Source organism: Actinoallomurus acaciae (genome assembly GCF_042429965.1).
In the GTDB taxonomy this organism is placed as follows: Bacteria; Actinomycetota; Actinomycetes; order Streptosporangiales; family Streptosporangiaceae; genus Actinoallomurus; species Actinoallomurus acaciae.
The window spans coordinates 12,307-29,694 of the sequence record NZ_JBHLZP010000039.1 but is presented as its reverse complement, the minus strand read 5'-3'; the positions used below and the strand labels follow the sequence as shown (position 1 = coordinate 29,694).

16 protein-coding genes, 1 tRNA gene and 1 pseudogene are annotated in these 17,388 nt (G+C 70.6%); 10 read left to right on the top strand and 8 right to left on the bottom strand.

Going from position 1 to position 17,388, the window contains the following annotated elements; genetic code table 11:
* On the bottom strand, nt 1-614 hold a 614-nt coding region (locus tag ACFFNX_RS08090), incomplete at its 3' end, for a zinc-dependent metalloprotease (protein WP_378197618.1).
* A gap of 267 nt (nt 615-881) precedes the next feature.
* Between ACFFNX_RS08090 and ACFFNX_RS08085 the strand changes: the two genes are divergently transcribed.
* The 4 genes from ACFFNX_RS08085 (at nt 882) to ACFFNX_RS08070 (ending at nt 3,842) form a co-directional block, all read left to right on the top strand.
* On the top strand, nt 882-1,967 hold the full coding sequence (locus ACFFNX_RS08085; protein ID WP_378197616.1) for an NAD-dependent epimerase/dehydratase family protein: 1,086 nt from the start codon (nt 882-884) through the stop codon (nt 1,965-1,967).
* Nucleotides 1,968-2,100: 133 nt separating this feature from the next.
* A complete protein-coding gene (locus ACFFNX_RS08080) occupies nt 2,101-2,523 on the top strand; it encodes a molybdenum cofactor biosynthesis protein MoaE (protein WP_378197613.1) in 423 nt (140 codons plus the stop codon).
* A 59-nt stretch (nt 2,524-2,582) separates the two neighbouring features.
* Nucleotides 2,583-2,774: a hypothetical protein gene (locus ACFFNX_RS08075; RefSeq protein WP_378197611.1), complete on the top strand. Its 192-nt coding sequence runs from the start codon at nt 2,583-2,585 to the stop codon at nt 2,772-2,774.
* A gap of 9 nt (nt 2,775-2,783) precedes the next feature.
* Nucleotides 2,784-3,842: a YlbL family protein gene (locus tag ACFFNX_RS08070; protein WP_378197609.1), complete on the top strand. Its 1,059-nt coding sequence runs from the start codon at nt 2,784-2,786 to the stop codon at nt 3,840-3,842.
* Here the strand turns inward: ACFFNX_RS08070 and ACFFNX_RS08065 are convergent, their stop codons facing one another.
* Nucleotides 3,843-4,343, bottom strand: coding sequence for a PPA1309 family protein (locus ACFFNX_RS08065; RefSeq protein WP_378197607.1), 501 nt, complete (start codon nt 4,341-4,343; stop codon nt 3,843-3,845).
* A gap of 175 nt (nt 4,344-4,518) precedes the next feature.
* Here ACFFNX_RS08065 and ACFFNX_RS08060 point away from each other — a divergent pair, with 175 nt between their 5' ends.
* Nucleotides 4,519-7,380 (top strand): UPF0182 family membrane protein, encoded by a 2,862-nt coding sequence (locus tag ACFFNX_RS08060; RefSeq protein WP_378197605.1) that lies wholly within the window; start codon nt 4,519-4,521, stop codon nt 7,378-7,380.
* A 55-nt stretch (nt 7,381-7,435) separates the two neighbouring features.
* A tRNA-Met gene (locus tag ACFFNX_RS08055) sits at nt 7,436-7,509 on the top strand.
* A 161-nt stretch (nt 7,510-7,670) separates the two neighbouring features.
* Here the strand turns inward: ACFFNX_RS08055 and ACFFNX_RS08050 are convergent.
* Entirely contained in the window at nt 7,671-8,570 is a 900-nt protein-coding gene (locus ACFFNX_RS08050; RefSeq protein ID WP_378197603.1) for a sulfotransferase family protein, read from the bottom strand.
* Between the two features lie 193 nt (nt 8,571-8,763).
* On the opposite strand from ACFFNX_RS08050, the gene ACFFNX_RS08045 reads away from it, so the two are divergent.
* Nucleotides 8,764-9,975, top strand: a complete 1,212-nt coding sequence (locus ACFFNX_RS08045) for an MFS transporter (protein ID WP_378197601.1) — start codon at nt 8,764-8,766, stop codon at nt 9,973-9,975.
* A gap of 84 nt (nt 9,976-10,059) precedes the next feature.
* Here ACFFNX_RS08045 and ACFFNX_RS08040 read toward each other — a convergent pair whose 3' ends face one another.
* The 4 genes from ACFFNX_RS08040 to aroA all read right to left on the bottom strand — a co-directional run bounded on the left by ACFFNX_RS08040 (nt 10,060) and on the right by aroA (nt 13,642).
* Nucleotides 10,060-10,245, bottom strand: coding sequence for a tail-anchor membrane protein (locus ACFFNX_RS08040; protein ID WP_378197599.1), 186 nt, complete (start codon nt 10,243-10,245; stop codon nt 10,060-10,062).
* A gap of 94 nt (nt 10,246-10,339) precedes the next feature.
* On the bottom strand, nt 10,340-11,143 hold the full coding sequence (gene hisN, locus ACFFNX_RS08035; RefSeq protein ID WP_378197597.1) for a histidinol-phosphatase: 804 nt from the start codon (nt 11,141-11,143) through the stop codon (nt 10,340-10,342).
* 259 nt (nt 11,144-11,402) lie between these two features.
* Entirely contained in the window at nt 11,403-12,389 is a 987-nt protein-coding gene (rsgA, locus tag ACFFNX_RS08030; RefSeq protein WP_378197595.1) for a ribosome small subunit-dependent GTPase A, read from the bottom strand.
* Nucleotides 12,390-12,391: 2 nt separating this feature from the next.
* Entirely contained in the window at nt 12,392-13,642 is a 1,251-nt protein-coding gene (gene aroA / locus ACFFNX_RS08025; RefSeq protein WP_378197593.1) for a 3-phosphoshikimate 1-carboxyvinyltransferase, read from the bottom strand.
* A 223-nt stretch (nt 13,643-13,865) separates the two neighbouring features.
* On the opposite strand from aroA, the gene ACFFNX_RS08020 reads away from it, so the two are divergent.
* The gene (locus ACFFNX_RS08020; RefSeq protein ID WP_378197591.1) at nt 13,866-14,540 is read left to right on the top strand and encodes an ATP-binding cassette domain-containing protein; all 675 of its coding nucleotides are present in this window, start codon (nt 13,866-13,868) and stop codon (nt 14,538-14,540) included.
* A 977-nt stretch (nt 14,541-15,517) separates the two neighbouring features.
* Here ACFFNX_RS08020 and ACFFNX_RS08015 read toward each other — a convergent pair.
* Nucleotides 15,518-16,075 carry a DoxX family protein gene (locus ACFFNX_RS08015; protein ID WP_378197589.1) on the bottom strand — a complete coding sequence of 186 codons (558 nt, stop codon included), beginning with the start codon at nt 16,073-16,075 and terminating at the stop codon, nt 15,518-15,520.
* An 84-nt stretch (nt 16,076-16,159) separates the two neighbouring features.
* On the opposite strand from ACFFNX_RS08015, the pseudogene ACFFNX_RS08010 reads away from it, so the two are divergent.
* Both ACFFNX_RS08010 and ACFFNX_RS08005 read left to right on the top strand, forming a co-directional pair.
* Nucleotides 16,160-16,285, top strand: a pseudogene (locus ACFFNX_RS08010) (SOS response-associated peptidase family protein); the annotation flags it as partial.
* Between the two features lie 408 nt (nt 16,286-16,693).
* The gene (locus ACFFNX_RS08005; RefSeq protein ID WP_378197620.1) at nt 16,694-17,386 is read left to right on the top strand and encodes an SOS response-associated peptidase; all 693 of its coding nucleotides are present in this window, start codon (nt 16,694-16,696) and stop codon (nt 17,384-17,386) included.
* Nucleotides 17,387-17,388 lie beyond the last annotated feature (2 nt).

Genomic DNA, 17,388 nt, shown 5'->3' with positions numbered 1-17,388 from the left:
GCCGCGCCCCAGGGCAGCAGCGCGCCGACGCCGGGGGGCGCCAGCGGCAGGCCGATGTCGCTCGAGCCGACGACCTCCAGGGCCAGGCCGCCGAGCGCCTGCCCCGCCTGGCCGCCGACCATCGCGCCCGCCATCTGCCTCACCATGCCGACGAGCGGCCCGGCCACGGCCTGCATCTCCTCGGGCATCGCCGAGCCCATCGACTCGACCATGCGGGCGGCCATCGGGTCGCAGATCGTCGACCACACCGGCAGGGTGTGCTCGATCCACTCGGATCGGCTCCACGCCTGCGGGGTACGAATACCGGCGGGATGGGTTGTCACCTCGTCCAGCCACAGGTCCGCCAGGCGCAGCGCCTCGACGACCGCGCGGCGCTGGGCGTCGAGCACGGACGGGTCGCCCTTCTCGGCCACCTGGTGACGGGCGATGTCCTTGGCGAGATCCCAGTTCAGCGGGCCGCCACCGGAGGACTGGTTGGAGAGCATGTCGGCGAACTGGTGCAACATGGCGGCGAAGTCCTGCATGTTGCCCGCACCGAACGGACCCTGCTTTCCAGGTTCGTTCTCGTCTCCGGGCTCGCCCGGGCGGTTGAACCCGAAGGGGATGTCACTCACGAGAACTCCTTCACCGATCCCACACGGAGGCGTTTTTGGTCCATGACTCATCATGGGCCCTCCGTCGTCGGAGGGGAGACCGGGGCTCGCGCTCTTTCGTTCGCTCGCCGTGGGCCCTCCTCCGTCGGGGGAGAGACGAGGGCGCGTGCCTTCCGGTTCGCTCGCTCCGCTCGCTCACAGGCTCTACCTCGTGCAGGATGAATAGGTCACAACCTTCACGTTATCCGGTCGCAGCCCGGGGGCGTGCGATAGGAGGACTCGCTCGACTTGAGTACACGACAGGTTCGCCCACGGCGTAGCGCGGGCCCCGTCGTCGCCGTCACGGGGGCGGCGGACGGCATCGGGCGCGCGCTGGTCGCCCGGCTCGCCGCTTCGGCGGACGTCAGAAAGGTCGTCGCCCTGGACGACCATCGGGGAGACGTGCCGGGAGTCACCTGGCGGGTCGTCGACATCCGTGATCCACAGCTCACCAGCCGCATCTCCGACGTCGACGTGATCGTTCACCTCGACGTCGACCAGTCACCGGAGACCGGTCACCGCGAGCGCCGCGCGTACAACGTCCGCGGCGCGCAGACCGTCATCACCGCCGCGGCGGCGGTACGCGTCCGCCGGGTGATCCTGGTGACGAGCGCCATGGTCTATGGGGCCGAGGAGGGCAATCCCGTGCCTCTCCCGGAGGACTCGCCGCCGGCGGCCGAGTTCGACGACGGCATCGTCGGCGACTTCCTGGAGATCGAGGAGCTCGCCGGCATGGCGCCGGTGGCGCACCCCGGCATGACCGTCACGGTGCTTCGCCCGGCGGCCCTCGTCGGACCGGGCATCGACACGGTCGTGACCCGCCACTTCGAGGCCCCGCGCCTGCTCACCGTCAAGGGGACCGCGCAGCGCTGGCAGTTCTGCCACGTCGATGACCTGGTCACCGCCCTCGAACTCGCCGTCTCCGGCCAGGTCTCCGGCCGGTTCGCGGTCGGCTGCGAGGGCTGGCTGGAGCCGGAGGAGGTCGAGGAGATCACCGGGCGGCGGCGTTTCGAACTGCCCGCGGCGATCACCTTCGGCACCGCGCAGCGTCTGCACCGCATCGGGGTCACTCCGGCGCCCGCCACCGACCTGCACTACGTCGTCTACCCGTGGGTGGCCGACTGCGCCACCCTGCGCACGGCCGGCTGGAAACCCTCGCGCGACAACGCAGAGGCGCTGAACGCGCTGCTCGAGGAGGTCGCGGGCCGCCACGCGGTCGTCGGCCGCCGGCTGGCGCGCAAGGAGGCGACCATGGCCACCGCGGCGGGCGCGACCGTCGCCGTCATCGGCACCGCGGCGATCGTCCGCCGGGCGCGGAGGAAACGTCGCGGATAGTTCGGCGGCCTCGCCGTTGCGGGCTCCCTCGGCGGGAGCCCTCGCACCTGCGGGCCTGACCGCGCGTCCTGGCTCGCAGAGGCCATGACGGGCGCGGTCTGAGCGCCTGGAGTGGCGAGGTAGCGTTCCTCAGGTGAACGTGATCCGGCTCGCGGAACTCCGTGACACGCCGCTGTCCGTCGACGAGGTGCTCGCCGCCGTCGCCGACGCGGGCGCGGGCGGCACGGCGATCTTCGTCGGCACCGTACGCGACGAGGACCACCGTCGCGCGGTGTCCGGACTGGGCTACACGGCGCACCCCCAGGCCGCCGACCGGCTGCGCGTCGTGATGGAGAAGGTCGTCGCCGACTACGAGGTGCGTGCCATCGCCGCCGTGCACCGGGTGGGCGACCTCGCCGTCGGTGATCTCGCGGTGGTCGTCGCCGCGGCCTGCCCGCACCGCGCGGAGGCGTTCGAGGCCTGCCGCACGCTGATCGACGATCTCAAGACCGAGGTCCCGATCTGGAAACACCAGGTCTTTGCCGATGGCGGAGACGAATGGGTGGGGATTGGGTGATTTGTCGCCCGAGATACTGGTTACGTAAGTGGTGACCGGTTTTCGGGAGGTGACGCCGCATGTCCGTCCTGGCGTGGTGGGTCGTCCCGGTGACCGTCGCGCTGATCGTGGGCGCGCTCATCCGTATGTGGGGACGACGACCTCGTTTCCGGCGCAGTTTCGAAGAGGTCGAATACTTCCGGCGCTTCCTTGACGCGCTGAAACGGAACAGCGCCGACAGGGCCCGGCGGGGCGGTCGATCGACCGCGTAGGCTTCCGGCATGTCCCGTCGTGCTGCCACCCTCATCTTCGCGAGCGTGCTCATTCTCGTACTGGGCATGGTGGGGGCGTTCATTCCCGTGCCGTACGTCGCGCTGCGTCCCGGGCCCACCACCAACACGCTGGGGCAACTCGGCAAGGTGCCGCTCATCCAGATCAGCGGTGCCAAGACCTACCCCAAGAGCGGGCACCTCAACTTCGTGACCGTCGCGTACCAGGGCGGGCCCGGCAACCGCATCGACCTGTTCACCGCCCTGCGCGGCTGGCTCGACCCCGACGTGGCGATCGTGCCGGAAGAGGCGATCTTCCCCAAGAACGTCTCGACCAAGAAGGTCGAGCAGGAGAACACCGAGGAGATGGCCACCTCCCAGGAGGCCGCCACCGCGGCCGCCCTGCATGAGCTGCACATGCCGACGACCACCACGGTCGTCGTCGACTCGGTGCAGCAGGGCCTGCCCGCGGCGGGCAAGCTGCGGCCCGGCGACCAGATCGTCGCCGTCGACGGCACGCGGATCAAGCAGGTGCCCGAGGTCAGCACGGTGATCGGCAAGCACAAGCCGGGTCAGACGGTGAAGTTCACCATCCGGCGCGCGGGCAAGGACTCCTCCGTCGACGTGGGCACGGTCGCCTCCCCGGACAAGACCACCCCCGGCAAGCCCGTCGTGGGCGTGGTGCTGCGGGAGAAGTTCCAGTTCCCCGTCCAGGTGAAGATCAGCGTCGGTGACGTCGGCGGGCCGAGCGCCGGGCTGATGTTCTCGCTGGGGATCTACGACAAGCTGACCCCGCAGGAGCTCACCGGCGGGAAGTTCATCGCCGGCACGGGCACGATCACCCCTGAGGGCCAGGTGGGGCCGATCGGCGGCATCCAGCAGAAGATGGTCGCCGCGCGTCAGGCGGGCGCCACGATCTTCCTCACGCCCACGCAGAACTGCTCCGACGCCGTGGCCTCCGCGCCCAAGGGGCTCCGGCTCGTACGGGTCGACACCATGCACGGCGCGCTGCAGGCGCTGAGCTCACTGCGCGCCGGGCAGGGATCCGTGCCCGCCTGCCCGTCGAAGTGATCAGCTGAGCGTCGCGGCCAGCGCCTCGGCGAGGGCCGGGACGAGCTCGGGGCCCGACATCACCTGGTCGTCGCTGTCGTGGCCGCGCAGCCGCATCGCCGAGTGCCGGGAGCCGTCGCGCAGCACGCCCACGACGAGCCGTACGTCCTCCCGGCCCGGATGCCGGGCCGCCCAGCCGGTCGGGTCCTCGTCGGGTATGTCGTCCTCCGCGCCCTCGGGCAGCAGGATGCGCTCGACCGCGAGGGCGCAGCCGGCGACGCCGCCCGGCCATTCGATGCCGGCGAGGACGTCGTCGATCGGCTTGTCGACGGGCAGGTCGGGCTGCTCCAGCGCGGCCAGCCGGCCGGGGACGTCCGGAACCCCGAGTCGCCGGGCGAGATCCGGTTCGTTCTCGTGCAGCTCAGGGGCTTCGACCAGGGCATAGAGGCGCGGCGCGGCATCCCAGCCGCCGCCCGCGACATGGCGCTCGAGTTCGACCACGAACTCTTCCAATGGGCTCACCGGTCTATTTTTTCACCGTCCGCACGGGTGTTTTCGCCGGAGGTGGCCGGTCGTGTACGGGAACCCGGGGATGCCTCGGTAAGTTGCCTTCACAGACACCCGGCGAAGGGGGACGGTCGTGAGTTTCCGGAGCCCAGGCTTCAGCGGCCGAGTCAACGTTGGCCGATCGCGGCTCGTGCTGCCCGTGATCCTCACCCTCGTGGTCCTCGTCGCGGCCTTCCTGGCGTTCACCGCGATCTGGACCGACGTGCTGTGGTACCGCTCCGTCGGATTCTCCACGGTGTACACCAAGCAGATCACCACCCGGGTCCTGCTGTTCTTCTCCGGTGGCCTGATCATGGTCGCGCTGCTCGGCGCCAACGTCGTGACGGCCTACCGGCTCCGGCCCGCGTACCGGCCCTCGTCCGTCGAGCAGCAGGGCCTCGACCGCTACCGCACCGTCGTGGACCCCCACCGGCGGATCATCCTCATCGTGATCCTCGGCCTGGTCGGCCTGCTCACCGCGTCGGCCGCCGCCGGCCAGTGGCGCACCTGGCTGGCGTTCCTCAACCGCCAGCCGTTCGGCATCAAGGACCCGCAGTTCCACAAGGACGTCTCGTTCTTCGTGTTCACGTATCCGCTGCTGCGGGTCGTGCTCGACTACCTGTTCACCGCGGTGATCCTCACCTTCATCGCCGCGCTGATCGTGCACTACCTGTACGGCGGCGTACGGGTGCAGGGCGAGGGGGAGCGGGTCAGCACGGCCGCCCGCGTGCACCTGTCGGTGCTGTTCGGCGTGTTCGTGCTCCTCAAGGCCGTGGCGTACTGGTTCGACCGGTGGGGCCTGGCCCACTCCAACCGCGGCGTGGTGACCGGCCCGTCCTACACCGACGTCAACGTGGTGCTGCCAGCCAAGACGATCCTCGCCGCGATCGCCCTGATCTGCGCCCTGATGTTCTTCGCCACCATCATCCGCCGGGGCGCCATGCTGCCGGGCATGGCCTTCGGCCTGCTGGTGCTGTCGGCCATCCTCATCGGCGGCGTGTTCCCGCTGCTGGTCCAGACCTTCCACGTCAAGCCGAGCGAGGCCGACAAGGAGGCCAAGTACATCGGGCGCAACATCGCCGCCACCCGCGCGGCGTACGACGTCGACGGCGCCAAGATCACCGACTTCACCCCGAATGCCAAGCTCTCCCCGGAGCAGGCCAAGCAGGAGACCTCGACCCTGCCCAACGTGCGGCTGCTCGACCCGGCCGTGGTCTCGCCGACGTACCAGCAGCTCCAGCAGATCAAGGGCTTCTACAAGTTCCCCAACCCGCTCGACATCGACCGGTATCCCGACCCCACCGACAACAACGCGCTGCGCGACACCATCGTCGCCGTCCGCGAGGTGGACGGCCCGCCCGCCGGCCAGGTCAACTGGATCAACAGCCATCTCGTCTACACCCATGGCTACGGGTTCGTGGCGGCCCCCGGCAACCAGGTCGACTCCCAGGGCGCCCCCGCCTTCACCGAGAAGAACATCCCGCCGACGGGCACGCTCGGCATCACCCAGCCGCGCGTGTACTTCGGTGAGCGCTCGCCGTCGTACTCCATCGTCGGCGGCGCCACCGACCGCGAGCTCGACTACCCCGACGACAAGAGCCCCACCGGCCAGCACAACAACTCCTATGCCGGCAAGGGCGGCGTACCGATCGGATCGGTGTTCAACCGGACGCTCTACGCCATCCGCTTCAAGGAGAAGAACCTCCTGCTGTCCGGCGCGATCAACTCCCATTCGCGCATCCTGTACGACCGTTCCCCGCGCGAGCGGGTGCAGAAGGCCGCACCCTGGCTCAAGGTCGACGGCAACCCCTATCCCGCCGTCGTCGACGGCCGGATCAAGTGGATCGTCGACGGCTACACCACGGCGAGCGACTATCCCTACTCCGAGCGCACGAGCCTCGCCGACGCCACGAGAGACACCAACACCGAGTCCCGCGTGTCCGTCACCGCGCAGGCCGGTGACCGCATCAACTACATCCGCAACTCCGTGAAGGCGACGGTGGACGCCTACGACGGCACCGTCACCCTGTACGCCTGGGACCCGTCCGACCCGATCCTCAAGACGTGGATGAAGGCGTTCCCGGGCACCGTCAAGCCGCGCACGGCCATCCCCGCCGACCTGCTGGCCCACCTGCGTTACCCCGAGGACATGTTCAAGGTGCAGCGGCAGATCCTCGCCAGCTACCACGTCCAGAACCCGCAGGCGTACTACAGCGGACAGGACTTCTGGGCGGTCCCGAACGACCCCACCGGCGAGGGCGCCCTTGAGCCGCCGTACTACCTGAGCGTCAAGATGCCCGACCAGACCAGCCCGGGCTTCGCCCTGACCTCGACGTTCGTGCCCCGCGGCAAGGCCACGAATCTCACCGCCTTCATGGCCGTCGACAGCGTGCCGACGAGCCGGACGTACGGTCAGATCCGTATCCTCCAGGTGCCGCGCAGCCAGGTGACCCCTGGGCCTGAGCAGGTCCAGAACACCTTCGAGAACAATCCGACCGTCTCCCAGCAGCTCACGCTGTTGCGCGGGCCCGGATCGACCACGGTGAGCGGCAATCTTCTGACACTGCCGTTCGGTGGAGGCTTCTTGTACGTCGAACCCGTCTATCTCCAGGCCAAGTCGGGGGCCGGCTCCTACCCGCTGCTGAAACGGGTGATCGTCTCGTACGGGAACGACATCGGGTTCGGCGCGACCCTCGAAGACGCCCTGAACCAGGTCCTCAAGGGCGGAGGCATCACGACGCCGACCGGCCCGCCGCTGCAGTCGTCGGAGGACGTGCGTGCCGCCATCGACGCGGCGAACAAGGCCTACAGCGACGCGCAGAACGCCCTGGCGAAGGGCGACTGGGCGGCGTACGGGGAGGCGCAGAAGCAGCTCAAGGCCGCCTTGGACCAGCTCGCCAAGCTGCGCGAACAGGGGAAGTCGACGCCGTCGGCCAGCCCGTCGCCCCCCGCGTCGAGCGGCTCACCGACCTCACGGGCCACTCCCGCCCCGACACCGACGCCCGGCGGGTAGCGGTATCGATTTGCATAGGAGGGCCCGCTACCCATAAAGTAGAGACACAACGCAACGCGGGGTGGAGCAGTTCGGTAGCTCGCTGGGCTCATAACCCAGAGGTCGTAGGTTCAAATCCTACCCCCGCTACGAGCTGGGGCCCGGCCTGGTCGCAATCCTTTGGATTGCTTCCCGGTCGGGCTCTTCGCTATGTCTGTCCGGGGGGCGACCCCCCGGAGCCCCCCGGTGTGGGGGGTGCCCCCACGCCCCCGGACTTGGCCCTTCGGGCCTCGTCCCCTCAGGGTTTTTGGTTAGGTTAGGTGGGTGGCTATGGGGGTTGGGTCTTGGGTTCGGGAGTCTAGTATTGTGCGTTTTTTGGCGGCTAGGCGGCGGTGGGTGGTTATTGCGGCGTAGTGGGCTAGGTGTTTTGTGGCGGGTCTTGGTTTTTGTTTTGGTTCGTAGCCGTATGTTAGTAGGCGTTCGGTCATTACTGCTTCACATAGTTCCTGTTCCCATGGTTCTAGGTGGGGCTTTTTGTTTTTTGGTTGTTCTGATGTCATTTCTGGGGTGTATTCCTCTGTTAGGAATTTGCATAGGCGGCGTAGTTCGGTTTCCTGGTCGGTGATCAGGTGTTCGTACTGGATCTCTGTGTAGGTTGATGCTGGTAGGTGTTTGGCGGCTGCTCTGCCTGCGTCGATGGCTTGGGTCCAGGTGGCGATTGCGTGGTAGATGCCCATTCGCCACCATGAGGTGCTTTTTAGTTCTGCTACGCATTCTCGGCCGTCGCGGATGACGTGCACGATCTGGGCCTCTGGGAACAGGCGTAGTAGTGCGTCGATGTGCTGGACGTATCCTGGGCGTTTGTCGCCCCAGCGGGGTTTGCCCAGTCTTCGTGCGTACGCGCGCCAGGCGATCTCCAGGGCCGATCCCAGTGTCGGGGGGCCGTTGACGATCTCCTCGGCCACCGTGCGGGGGTCCAGGCCCAGGCCGTCGAAGCGGGTGCCGGCGCCGGCGACGATCCATTCCGCGAGCGCCTGCCGGTTCGGGAGGCGGCGCAGGTCGCCGTACGCGCTCCGATGCTCGTACGCGTCGAGCAGGAGGCGTGTCTCCGGTGGGATCGCGATGCGCGGGTGCGCGCACAGCATGCGCCGCAGCAGCGTCCCGCCCGAACGCGGGCAGCCCAGAATGAAGATCGGCCGGTGCGAGGCCACGAGAAATCACCCCCGGCCGGTAATCCTCCAGGTCAGACGGCTTCCGTACGGGTGCGGCGCCCCCTTGGGTGAGTCCGGCCCAAACCGGCCGTACGCGACAGCGCCCGAAACGGGCGCGGGGCCAGGGGCTCTCACGGCTGTGAACGCCGTGCGGCCGGACATCGGAGCGAAACGGCTCTAGGGTCATCAGCTTGTGAGGTCAGCTCTCAGGCCGCTCGCGGCACGGCGTTTCCGCATGCTGTTCTTTGGCCGGCTGGTGTCTTTTCTTGGCAACGCGATGGCGCCGGTGGCGCTCGCGTTCGCGGTGCTCGACCTGACGGGGTCGGCGAGCGACCTGGGCATCGTGCTGGCCGCGCGCAGCCTGCCCACCGTGGCGCTGCTCCTGCTGGGCGGTGTGTGGGCGGACCGGCTGCCCCGGCACGTCATCCTCGTGGCGTTCTCCCTCGTCGCGGCCGGCACCCAGACGGCCGCGGGCGTCCTGCTGATCGGCGGGAGCGCTCATGTCTGGCAGCTGGCGCTGCTGGAGGCCGCGAACGGGATGGCCGCGGCGTTCCTCGGGCCCGCCTCGCTCGGGGTGGTGCCGCAGACGGTCGCGTCAGGCCTCATCCAGCCCGCGAACGCGCTGCTCCGCCTCGCGATGAACGCCGCGAAGGTGATCGGTGCGGGGCTGGCCGGCGTGGTCGTGGCGGCGTACGGGCCGGGGTGGGCCATCGCGGCGGACGCGGCGACCTTCGCGGCGGCGGCGGTGTTCTTCGGCCGCCTCGCGCTTCCCCGCATCGCCCTGCCGCGGGCGGGCGTACTGGGCGAACTCAGGAGCGGCTGGCGGGAGTTCCGCTCGCGTACGTGGCTGTGGACGATCGTGGTGCAGTTCGCGTTCGTGAACGCGGCGTTCACCGGTGGCTTCAACGTGCTCGGGCCGCTGGTCGCCAAGCGCGACCTGGGCGGCGCGACGGCCTGGGGGCTCGTCGTCGCGTTCGAGGCGGCCGGGTTCATCGCGGGCGGGCTGTCGGCGCTGTGGCACCGTCCGCGCCGGCCGCTGCTGCTCGCGACGTACGGCGTGCTGGCCGGTGTCCCGGTGCTCTTCGCGCTCGCCGCGACCGCACCGGTGGCGGTCGTGCTCGCGGCGGCGTTCGTCGCGGGCATCGGGTTCGAGATCTTCGGAGTGCAGTGGGACACCGTGGTGCAGCACAACGTGCCGCCCGACGCGCTGTCGCGGGTCTACGCGTACGACTCACTCGGCTCGCTGGTCTTCAACCCGCTCGGCCAGACCCTGGCCGGTCCGGCGATGGCCGTGCTGGGGCTCGGCGGGGCCATCGCGCTGAACGGCACCGTCATCCTCACCGCGACGCTCGCCGTGCTGGCCGTCCACGACGTACGGACGCTGCGGGGACACGTGACGGCCTGAGGCCCCACGCGAGCCTTTCAGCGGCCGGTGACCGCGTCGTACGGCGGTGACCGCCCCGAAAGGCGCGGGGCGGTCGAGGCGTGGTCAGCCGAGCCGCTTGCGGGCCTGCCCGCGCACGCGGCGGCGCTGTGACGGGTCGAGCATCAGGTAGCCCGCCGTCGGCACGCCGACGAGCAGCAGCACCCCGAGCAGCTTGATCCAGCCGGGCAGCAGGATGAATGCGATCAGTGCAACGATGACCCCGACGACGACGTATCCGGTGCGTCCCACGATCTTCTCCGTTCCGTGGACTTCGCTGGAAGAACGAGCGAGCACGGCGCCGCTGTTCCTCGAACTACAAGATATATCGTGTCGGCCGAATGCGTCAGACCCGGCGCATGACCGGTCCGCCGCCGAGCTTCTCGAGCACGGCCGCGTGCAGCGACCCGTTGGTGCACACGACGCTGCCGCCGTCGGCGGTCGGCACGCCGGCCAGGTCGGTGAAGACGCCTCCCGCCTCCTCCACGATGACCTGGAGGGCCGCCACGTCCCACAGCGACACCTCGGGCTCGGCGGACACGTCCACGACTCCCTCGGCGACCATCACGTGCGACCAGAAGTCGCCGAAGGCCCGGGTGCGCCAGACGGTGCGGGTGAGGTCCATGAACCCGTCCAGGCGCCGCTGCTCCTCCCACCCCGTGAGGCTGGAGAAGGAGAACGACGCGTCGCGCAGCTCGGTCACGCCGGAGACGCGGCAGCGGGTGGCCTTGGCCAGGCTGCGCCCGGTCCACGCGCCGCCCCCGCGAGCGGCCCACCAGCGGCGGCTGAGCGCCGGCGCGGACACCAGCCCGACCACCGGGTCGTCGCCCTCCATCAGCGCGATCAGCGTCGCCCAGACCGGCACGCCGCGGACGTAGTTCTTCGTCGCGTCGATCGGGTCGATCACCCAGCAGCGTGGGCCGTAGCCGGTACGGCCGTACTCCTCGCCGTGCACCGCGTCACGGGGGCGCGCGCGCTTCAGCGTGTTGCGCAGGATCTCCTCGACCATGCGATCGGCGTCGCTCACCGGTGTGAGGTCGGGCTTCGTCTCGACCCGTAGATCGAGGGCACGAAACCGGCGCGTGGCGACATCGTCGGCCGCGTCCGCCATGACATGTGCAAGGCGTAGGTCATCCGAATAGTCCGCCACGGCGTGCAACGCTATCGCGACACAGGGGTGCGCAGACAGACGGCCCGGCGAACGTGCCAAGATCTTCGGTGGCCGGAGTGGGCGGCGGCACGGATGATCTCGCTGGGCGTTCTGCCCAGACATTAATCGTTTTACAGATCAAAGTTCAGCAAATCATCCAGATTCCGTGTGCACTCTTGCCCCTCGCGGCGACTTCTGTTGTCCTCTCGGATGTGACCCGTCGTCAACGGCGCCGACGGGTCACTGCGTCACTCCGCCCTCAGGTTTCATCGGCGTCGCGGCTCAGCAGGAGCCGGCGCAGCGAGTCCAGCCGCGACGGGTCGGCGTGGCCCGTCGCCACCCAGGCGTCCAGGGCGCAGTCGTCCTGGAGGTGGGTGCAGTGCGGCGGGCACTCCGCGTCGCCCTCGATCAGGTCCGGGAACGCCGCCAGCACGTCGTCCGGCTTGACGTGGGCGAGGCCGAAGCCGCGCACCCCCGGTGTGTCGATGATCCAGCCGTCGCCGTCCGGCAGGGCGAGGGCGATCGCCGACGAGGACGTGTGCCGGCCCCGTCCGGTCACCGGATTGACCGCGCTCACCGCCCGCTCGGCGTCCGGCACCAGGGCGTTGACCAGAGTCGACTTGCCGACGCCGGAATGGCCGACGAGCACGCTCATCCGGCCGGCCAGGTGGGAGCGCAGCTCGTCGACCGGCCGGTCCTTGCGCGTGACGACGTAGGCGACGCCGAGCGGCGCGTACATCTCCTCCAGCGCGTCCGGGGCGGCCAGGTCGGCCTTGGTGAGGCAGAGCAGCGGCGACAGGCCCGCGTCGAACGCGGCGACCAGGCAACGGTCGATCATCCGGGGGCGGGGCGGGGGGTCGGCCAGGGCGGTGACGATGACCAGGTTGTCGGCGTTGGCGACGATGACCCGCTCCACGGGGTCGCTGTCGTCGGCGGTACGGCGCAGGGTCGAGGTCCGCGGCTCGATGCCGACGACGCGTGCCAGCGTGTCCGGGCGGCCCGAGACGTCGCCGACCAGACGGACCTGGTCACCGACGACGACGCTCTTGCGTCCCAGCTCCCGCGCCCGCATCGCCGTCACGGGCTGATCGTCGACCAGGCAGGTGTAACGGCCCCGGTCGACCGCCATCACGAAGCCGCCGACGGCGTCCTCGTGCGCGGGACGACGACGGGTACGTGGCCGGGAGCCGCGGCCCGGACGTACCCGTACGTCATCTTCGTCGAGCCTCGCCCAATCGCGCGCCATGCCTAACGCAGCATCTCCGCCCACAGTTCGCCGAATTCGGGAAGCGTCTTGCCCACCGTCGCGAGGTTCTCGACCTCGACGCCCGGAACGCCCAGGCCGAGCACGGCGGCCGCCATCACCATCCGGTGGTCGTCGTAAGTGTGGAAGACGCCGCCGTGCAGCGGCCGTGGCCGGATCTCCAGGCCGTCGGGATGCTCGCGCACGTCGCCGCCCAAACCGTTGATCTCCGCCGTGAGCGCGGCCAGCCGGTCCGTCTCATGCCCGCGCATGTGCGCGATGCCGCGCAGCCGCGAGGGGCCGTCGGCGAACGCCGCGAGCGCGGCGATCACGCAGCTCAGCTCGCTGACGTCGCCGAGGTCGACGTCGATGCCGTGGAGGGCGTCGCCGCGTACGGTCAGGTCGCCGTCCTCATACGACACCGAGGCGCCCATCGCGGCCAGCAGGTGCCGCAGCTCGTCGCCGGGCTGGGTCGTGTCGGCCGGCCAGTCGCGTACGGTGACCCGGCCTCCGGAGACCAGGGCCGCGGCGAGGAACGGCGCGGCGTTGGACAGGTCGGGCTCGATGTCGATCTCACCGGCGCGCAGCCGTCCCGGCTGGACCCGCCACACGTCGGGCTCGGTCTCCACGGTGGCGCCGGCGTCGCGCAGCATCCGCACGGTCATCGTCAGGTGCGCGCCCGAGGGCACGGGCGGGCCCTCGTGGCGTACCTCCGCGCCCTTGCCGTAGCGGGGCGCGGCCAGCAGCAGGCCGGAGACCATCTGCGACGAGCCGGACGCGTCGATCGTCACCGAGCCGCCCGGCACCGTCCCGGTGCCGCGCACGGTGAACGGCAGGGCGTCGCCGTCGACGTCCGCGCCGAGGACCCGCAGCGCCGACAGGATCGTGCCCATGGGCCGCTTGCGGGCGTACGGGTCGCGGTCGAAGTGGATCTCGCCGGCGGCCAGGGCCGCGACGGGCGGCACGAACCGCATGACCGTGCCGGCCAGGCCGACGTCGACGGCCGCGGGACCGCGCAGCTCGCCGGGCACGACCCGCCAGTCGGCGCCCACGTCGTCCACGGACACGCCGAGCGCGCGCAGCGCTCCGGCCATGAGCAGCGTGTCGCGACTGCGCAGCGGCCGGCGTACCAGCGCCTCGCCGTCGGAGAGCGCGGCGAGGATCAGCGCGCGGTTGGTCATCGACTTGGACCCCGGCAGTGAGACCAGGGCGTCGAGCGGACCGGCCGCCGCGGGTGCGGACCACATCTGAGGCATGACTGAAGGGTACCGGCCGGGGAGGGGGTGAGATCTTGCGGAACGCCGAGGTGCCGCGACGGTCGTGCCCGGGGAATGAGGTGGTAGATCGCGCCCTGAACCGTCAGACCCTCGCTCTACCGTGGCCTGAGAGACCGATGGGACATCCGGTGCGGTCCGCGCACGGGGCCCGGGACGCCCTCGTAGGGGCGGGCTGGTCTCGCCGAGGCGACGGGAGGCGACAGTGGGCGCGAACGTGCGGGCGGCACACGACGTCGAGCCGCGAGAGACCCTGCCACTGCCGCCGGGGCCGTACGACCTGCGCGTCGCGGACCTGCGCGTCCGGTGGCCCGACGGGGAGACGGTGGGACTCGGCGACACCGAGCTGGTCCTGCCGGCCGGCCGACGGGTGGCACTGGTCGCGACCGGCCGAGTCGGCACGTCGGCCCTGGCGGCGGTCCTGCTCCGCTTCATCGACTACGAGGGCACGGCGACCCTGAGCGGCGTGGAGCTGCGCGACCTGGCCGGTGACGACGTCCGAAGAGTGGTAGGACTGTGCGCCCGCGACACGCATGTCCTGTCGGCCACGGTCGCGGAGAACGTACGGGTGGCCCGACCGAACGCGAGCGAGGACGAGGTCACCGCCGCGCTGCGACGCGCGGGCCTCACGCTCCCCCCGGACACCGTCGTGACCGACGACGCCACCCCCGGCGCCGACCGCCAACGCCTCGCGCTGGCACGGGCCCTGCTCGCCGACGTGCCGATCCTGGTCCTGGAGGACCCGGTAGCCGAACGAGACGTACGGACGGCAGCGGAGGACCGGACGTTGCTCCTGATCACACACAGCACGGCCGTCCCCGGCGCCACACCACTCCTCCGCCACGTCGACGAGGTCGTAACATTCGAAGACCGCCCGTAAGGTCCGAGCGCCGCGCTGGCCCTTCGCCACGTGGATGGGGTTGTGACGCTGGGGGACCGTCCGTGAGGTCCCTGGGGCCGCGCTGGTCGTCGGTCATGTGGATGGGGCCGTGACGTTTGGAGACCACCGTGAGGTCCCGGGGGCGCGCGGGTCGTCAAGGCCGCGGCCTCATCCCATCGACGGTGCGCTCCTCGCTCTCTACCAGGTGGCGATGTACGGCGGCGCCGGAGATGCCCCGCGGTGAGGCGGATCGGCGTCATCGGAGGGCGGGCGGGATCGGCCGGGCTCTCGTGGCGGGCCGGTACGGCGGCGCCGACGAGACGGCGGCCGGGTGGTGATCAATGTGAGGTCACGTGAACGGGACCGTGGCGCTCGAGGATCGCCCGTGCGGTCCCCTGGGCCGCACGGGCCCTTCGTCACGGCGACGGGGTCGTGGCGCTCGGGGACCGTCCGTGAGGTCCCGGGTGCCCGCCGGTCGTCGGTCACGTGGGTGGGTGGTGACGTTCGCCGCACGTGGATGTGGCCGTGACTCTCGCAGACCACCCATGAGGTCTCCGGGGCCACGCCGGTCGTCCGGCACGTGGACGGGGTCGTGGCGCTTGGAGACCACTGTGAGATCCCTGGGCCGCGCCGGTCGTCCGTCACATGAATGGGCCGTGGGGCTCGGAGACCCTCATGGGGTCCCAGGCCACACCGGTCCTTCGTCACGGCGGCGAGGTCGTGAAGCTTGGGGATCGCCCGTGCGGTCCCCGGGCCGTACGGGCCCTTCGTCGCGGCGGCGAGGTCGTGACGCTTGGGGTTCGCCCCGTGGGGTCCCAGGCCACACTGGTCCCTCGTCGCGGCGGCGAGGTCGTGACCTTCGGGGATCGCCCGTGAAGTCCCGGGCCTGCGCCGGTCGTCCGGCACGTGGACGGGGCCGTGCGTGGCCGGGAGACCGCACCATGAGCCGTGCGGTCCCTACCTTGAGCCGTGCTCCCTTAGCGGCCGATGCTCACGGCTCGGCGCTGGACGTGGGCGGCGCGCTTGGCCGCCTTGCGGCGGGCGCGTTCGGCTCTGCGGCCGGCCTCGGCCTTGGCGACCGCCGCCTGCAGGCGTGCCTCGCGTAGGTTCGTCTTGGCCGCCTTGACCGGGCGGTGTCGGCTCGGCGCCGCGGCGGCGTACAGCAGCGCGCCGAACAGACCCGCGTTCTTCAGCATCAGGGCGCGTTCGACGCCGCGACGCTCGGAGTCCTCCTCCTTCCAGAACCGGTGCTCGGTGAGCAGCGAGGGCACCATCTCCGCCGCGAGCAGGAGCGTCGTGAGGCGCTCGAACTTCCCGAGGGCGAACAGCGCACCGGCGCCGAGGCCGATCGCGCCCTGGATCCGTACGAGCGTCTCGGGGTCCTTGGACGGCAGCCAGGCCACGCGGTCGGCGAGCGGCTTGAGGACGGGGGCCACCCTCTCCGCGCGGGGGGCCGGATTGCGCAATGTCTCGAGTCCGGTGACCATGAATGGCGCCGCGACTAGCGGGCGCGCGATGGTCCTGATGATCTGCATAACACCGGTCATGCCCATCGAAGGCGCGGTCAAGCGCGGTTCGTGAGAGAGAGCGGTCAGCGGGAGAGAGGGGAGCGCCGGGCGATGTGCGGCCGGTACGCGTCCACACGGGGGCGCCAGGAGCTCGTCGACTTCTTCGGTGTCGAGAGCGACGAGGCGGACGATCTCGAACCGGACTACAACGTCGCCCCGACCAAGCCGGTGCCGGTGGTGTTGACCCGCCGGAGCGGGAGCGGTGGGGGAGGCGAGGGGGCAGCCGTCCGTGGGGCCGATGAGCAGTGGATGCGCCCAGAGCATCGGAGCGAGGTGGGGGGCGAGGGGCGAGCCGCCCGTGAGGAGTGGACCGAGCCGGAGGGGCGGCGCGGGAGCGGAGCGGGTGAGCGGCGGTCGCGGCCAGAGGACCGGAGGGGAAGCAGGACGGCGGGTGAGGGGCGAGCCGTCCGCGGAGGGACTGAGGAGCGGACGCGCCCAGAGGATCGGAGCGGCGCGGGGGGCGAGGAGCGAGCCGCCCATGAGGTGTGGGCCCGGTCGGAGGGCCGGAGCGGGAGCGGGGCGGGGGGTGAGGGACGAGCCGCCCATGAGGTGTGGAACCGGTCGGGCGGCTGGAGCGGGAGCGGAGTGGGTGAGGGCCGAGCCGCCGGTGAGGAGTGGGCCCGGCCGGAGGGCGGGAGCGGGGCGGCGGGTGAGGGACGAGCCGCCCTCGACGCCGGTGAGGAGTGGGCCCGGGCGGAGAACGTGCGTGAGCTGAACATCGCGCGCTGGGGGCTGGTGCCGTTCTGGGCCAAGGACGTCTCGATCGGCGCACGGCTGATCAACGCCCGGGTCGAGACCGCGCACGAGAAGCCCGCGTTCCGGCGTGCGTTCGCGCTGCACCGCTGCATCGTTCCCGCCGACGGCTACTACGAATGGCAGGCGGCCGGCGGCGGTTCCAAGCAGCCGCACTTCATCCGCCCCGCCGACGGGGGTGTGCTGGCGATGGCCGGGCTGTACGCGGTGTGGCGGTCACCGGACGCGGCCGGCGGGCGGCTGCTCAGCTGCACGATCCTGACCACCGAGGCGACCGACGACGTGGGCCGCATCCACGACCGGATGCCGATGCTGGTGGAGCCGGAGCGGTTCGCAGCGTGGCTGGACCCGGATCTCACCGATCCTGAGGAGGTCCGGTCGCTGCTCGTCCCGGCCGCGGAGGGGCGGCTTGAGTCGTACCCGGTGTCCACCGCGGTGAACAAGGTGGCAAATAACGGCCCGGAACTGGTCAGACCGCTGCCTCAAATGGGTACTTCTTCAGTATCTCCCCTCACCCTCTTCTGACC

Coding starts and splice junctions, on each gene's coding strand:
- ACFFNX_RS08075 (WP_378197611.1), top strand. CDS start 2,583: ATGTCCGTCCTGGCGTGGTGGGTCGTCCCGGTGACCGTCGCGCTGATC.
- ACFFNX_RS08070 (WP_378197609.1), top strand. CDS start 2,784: ATGTCCCGTCGTGCTGCCACCCTCATCTTCGCGAGCGTGCTCATTCTC.
- ACFFNX_RS08015 (WP_378197589.1), bottom strand. CDS start 16,075: ATGCAGATCATCAGGACCATCGCGCGCCCGCTAGTCGCGGCGCCATTC.
- aroA (WP_378197593.1), bottom strand. CDS start 13,642: ATGCCTCAGATGTGGTCCGCACCCGCGGCGGCCGGTCCGCTCGACGCC.
- rsgA (WP_378197595.1), bottom strand. CDS start 12,389: ATGGCGCGCGATTGGGCGAGGCTCGACGAAGATGACGTACGGGTACGT.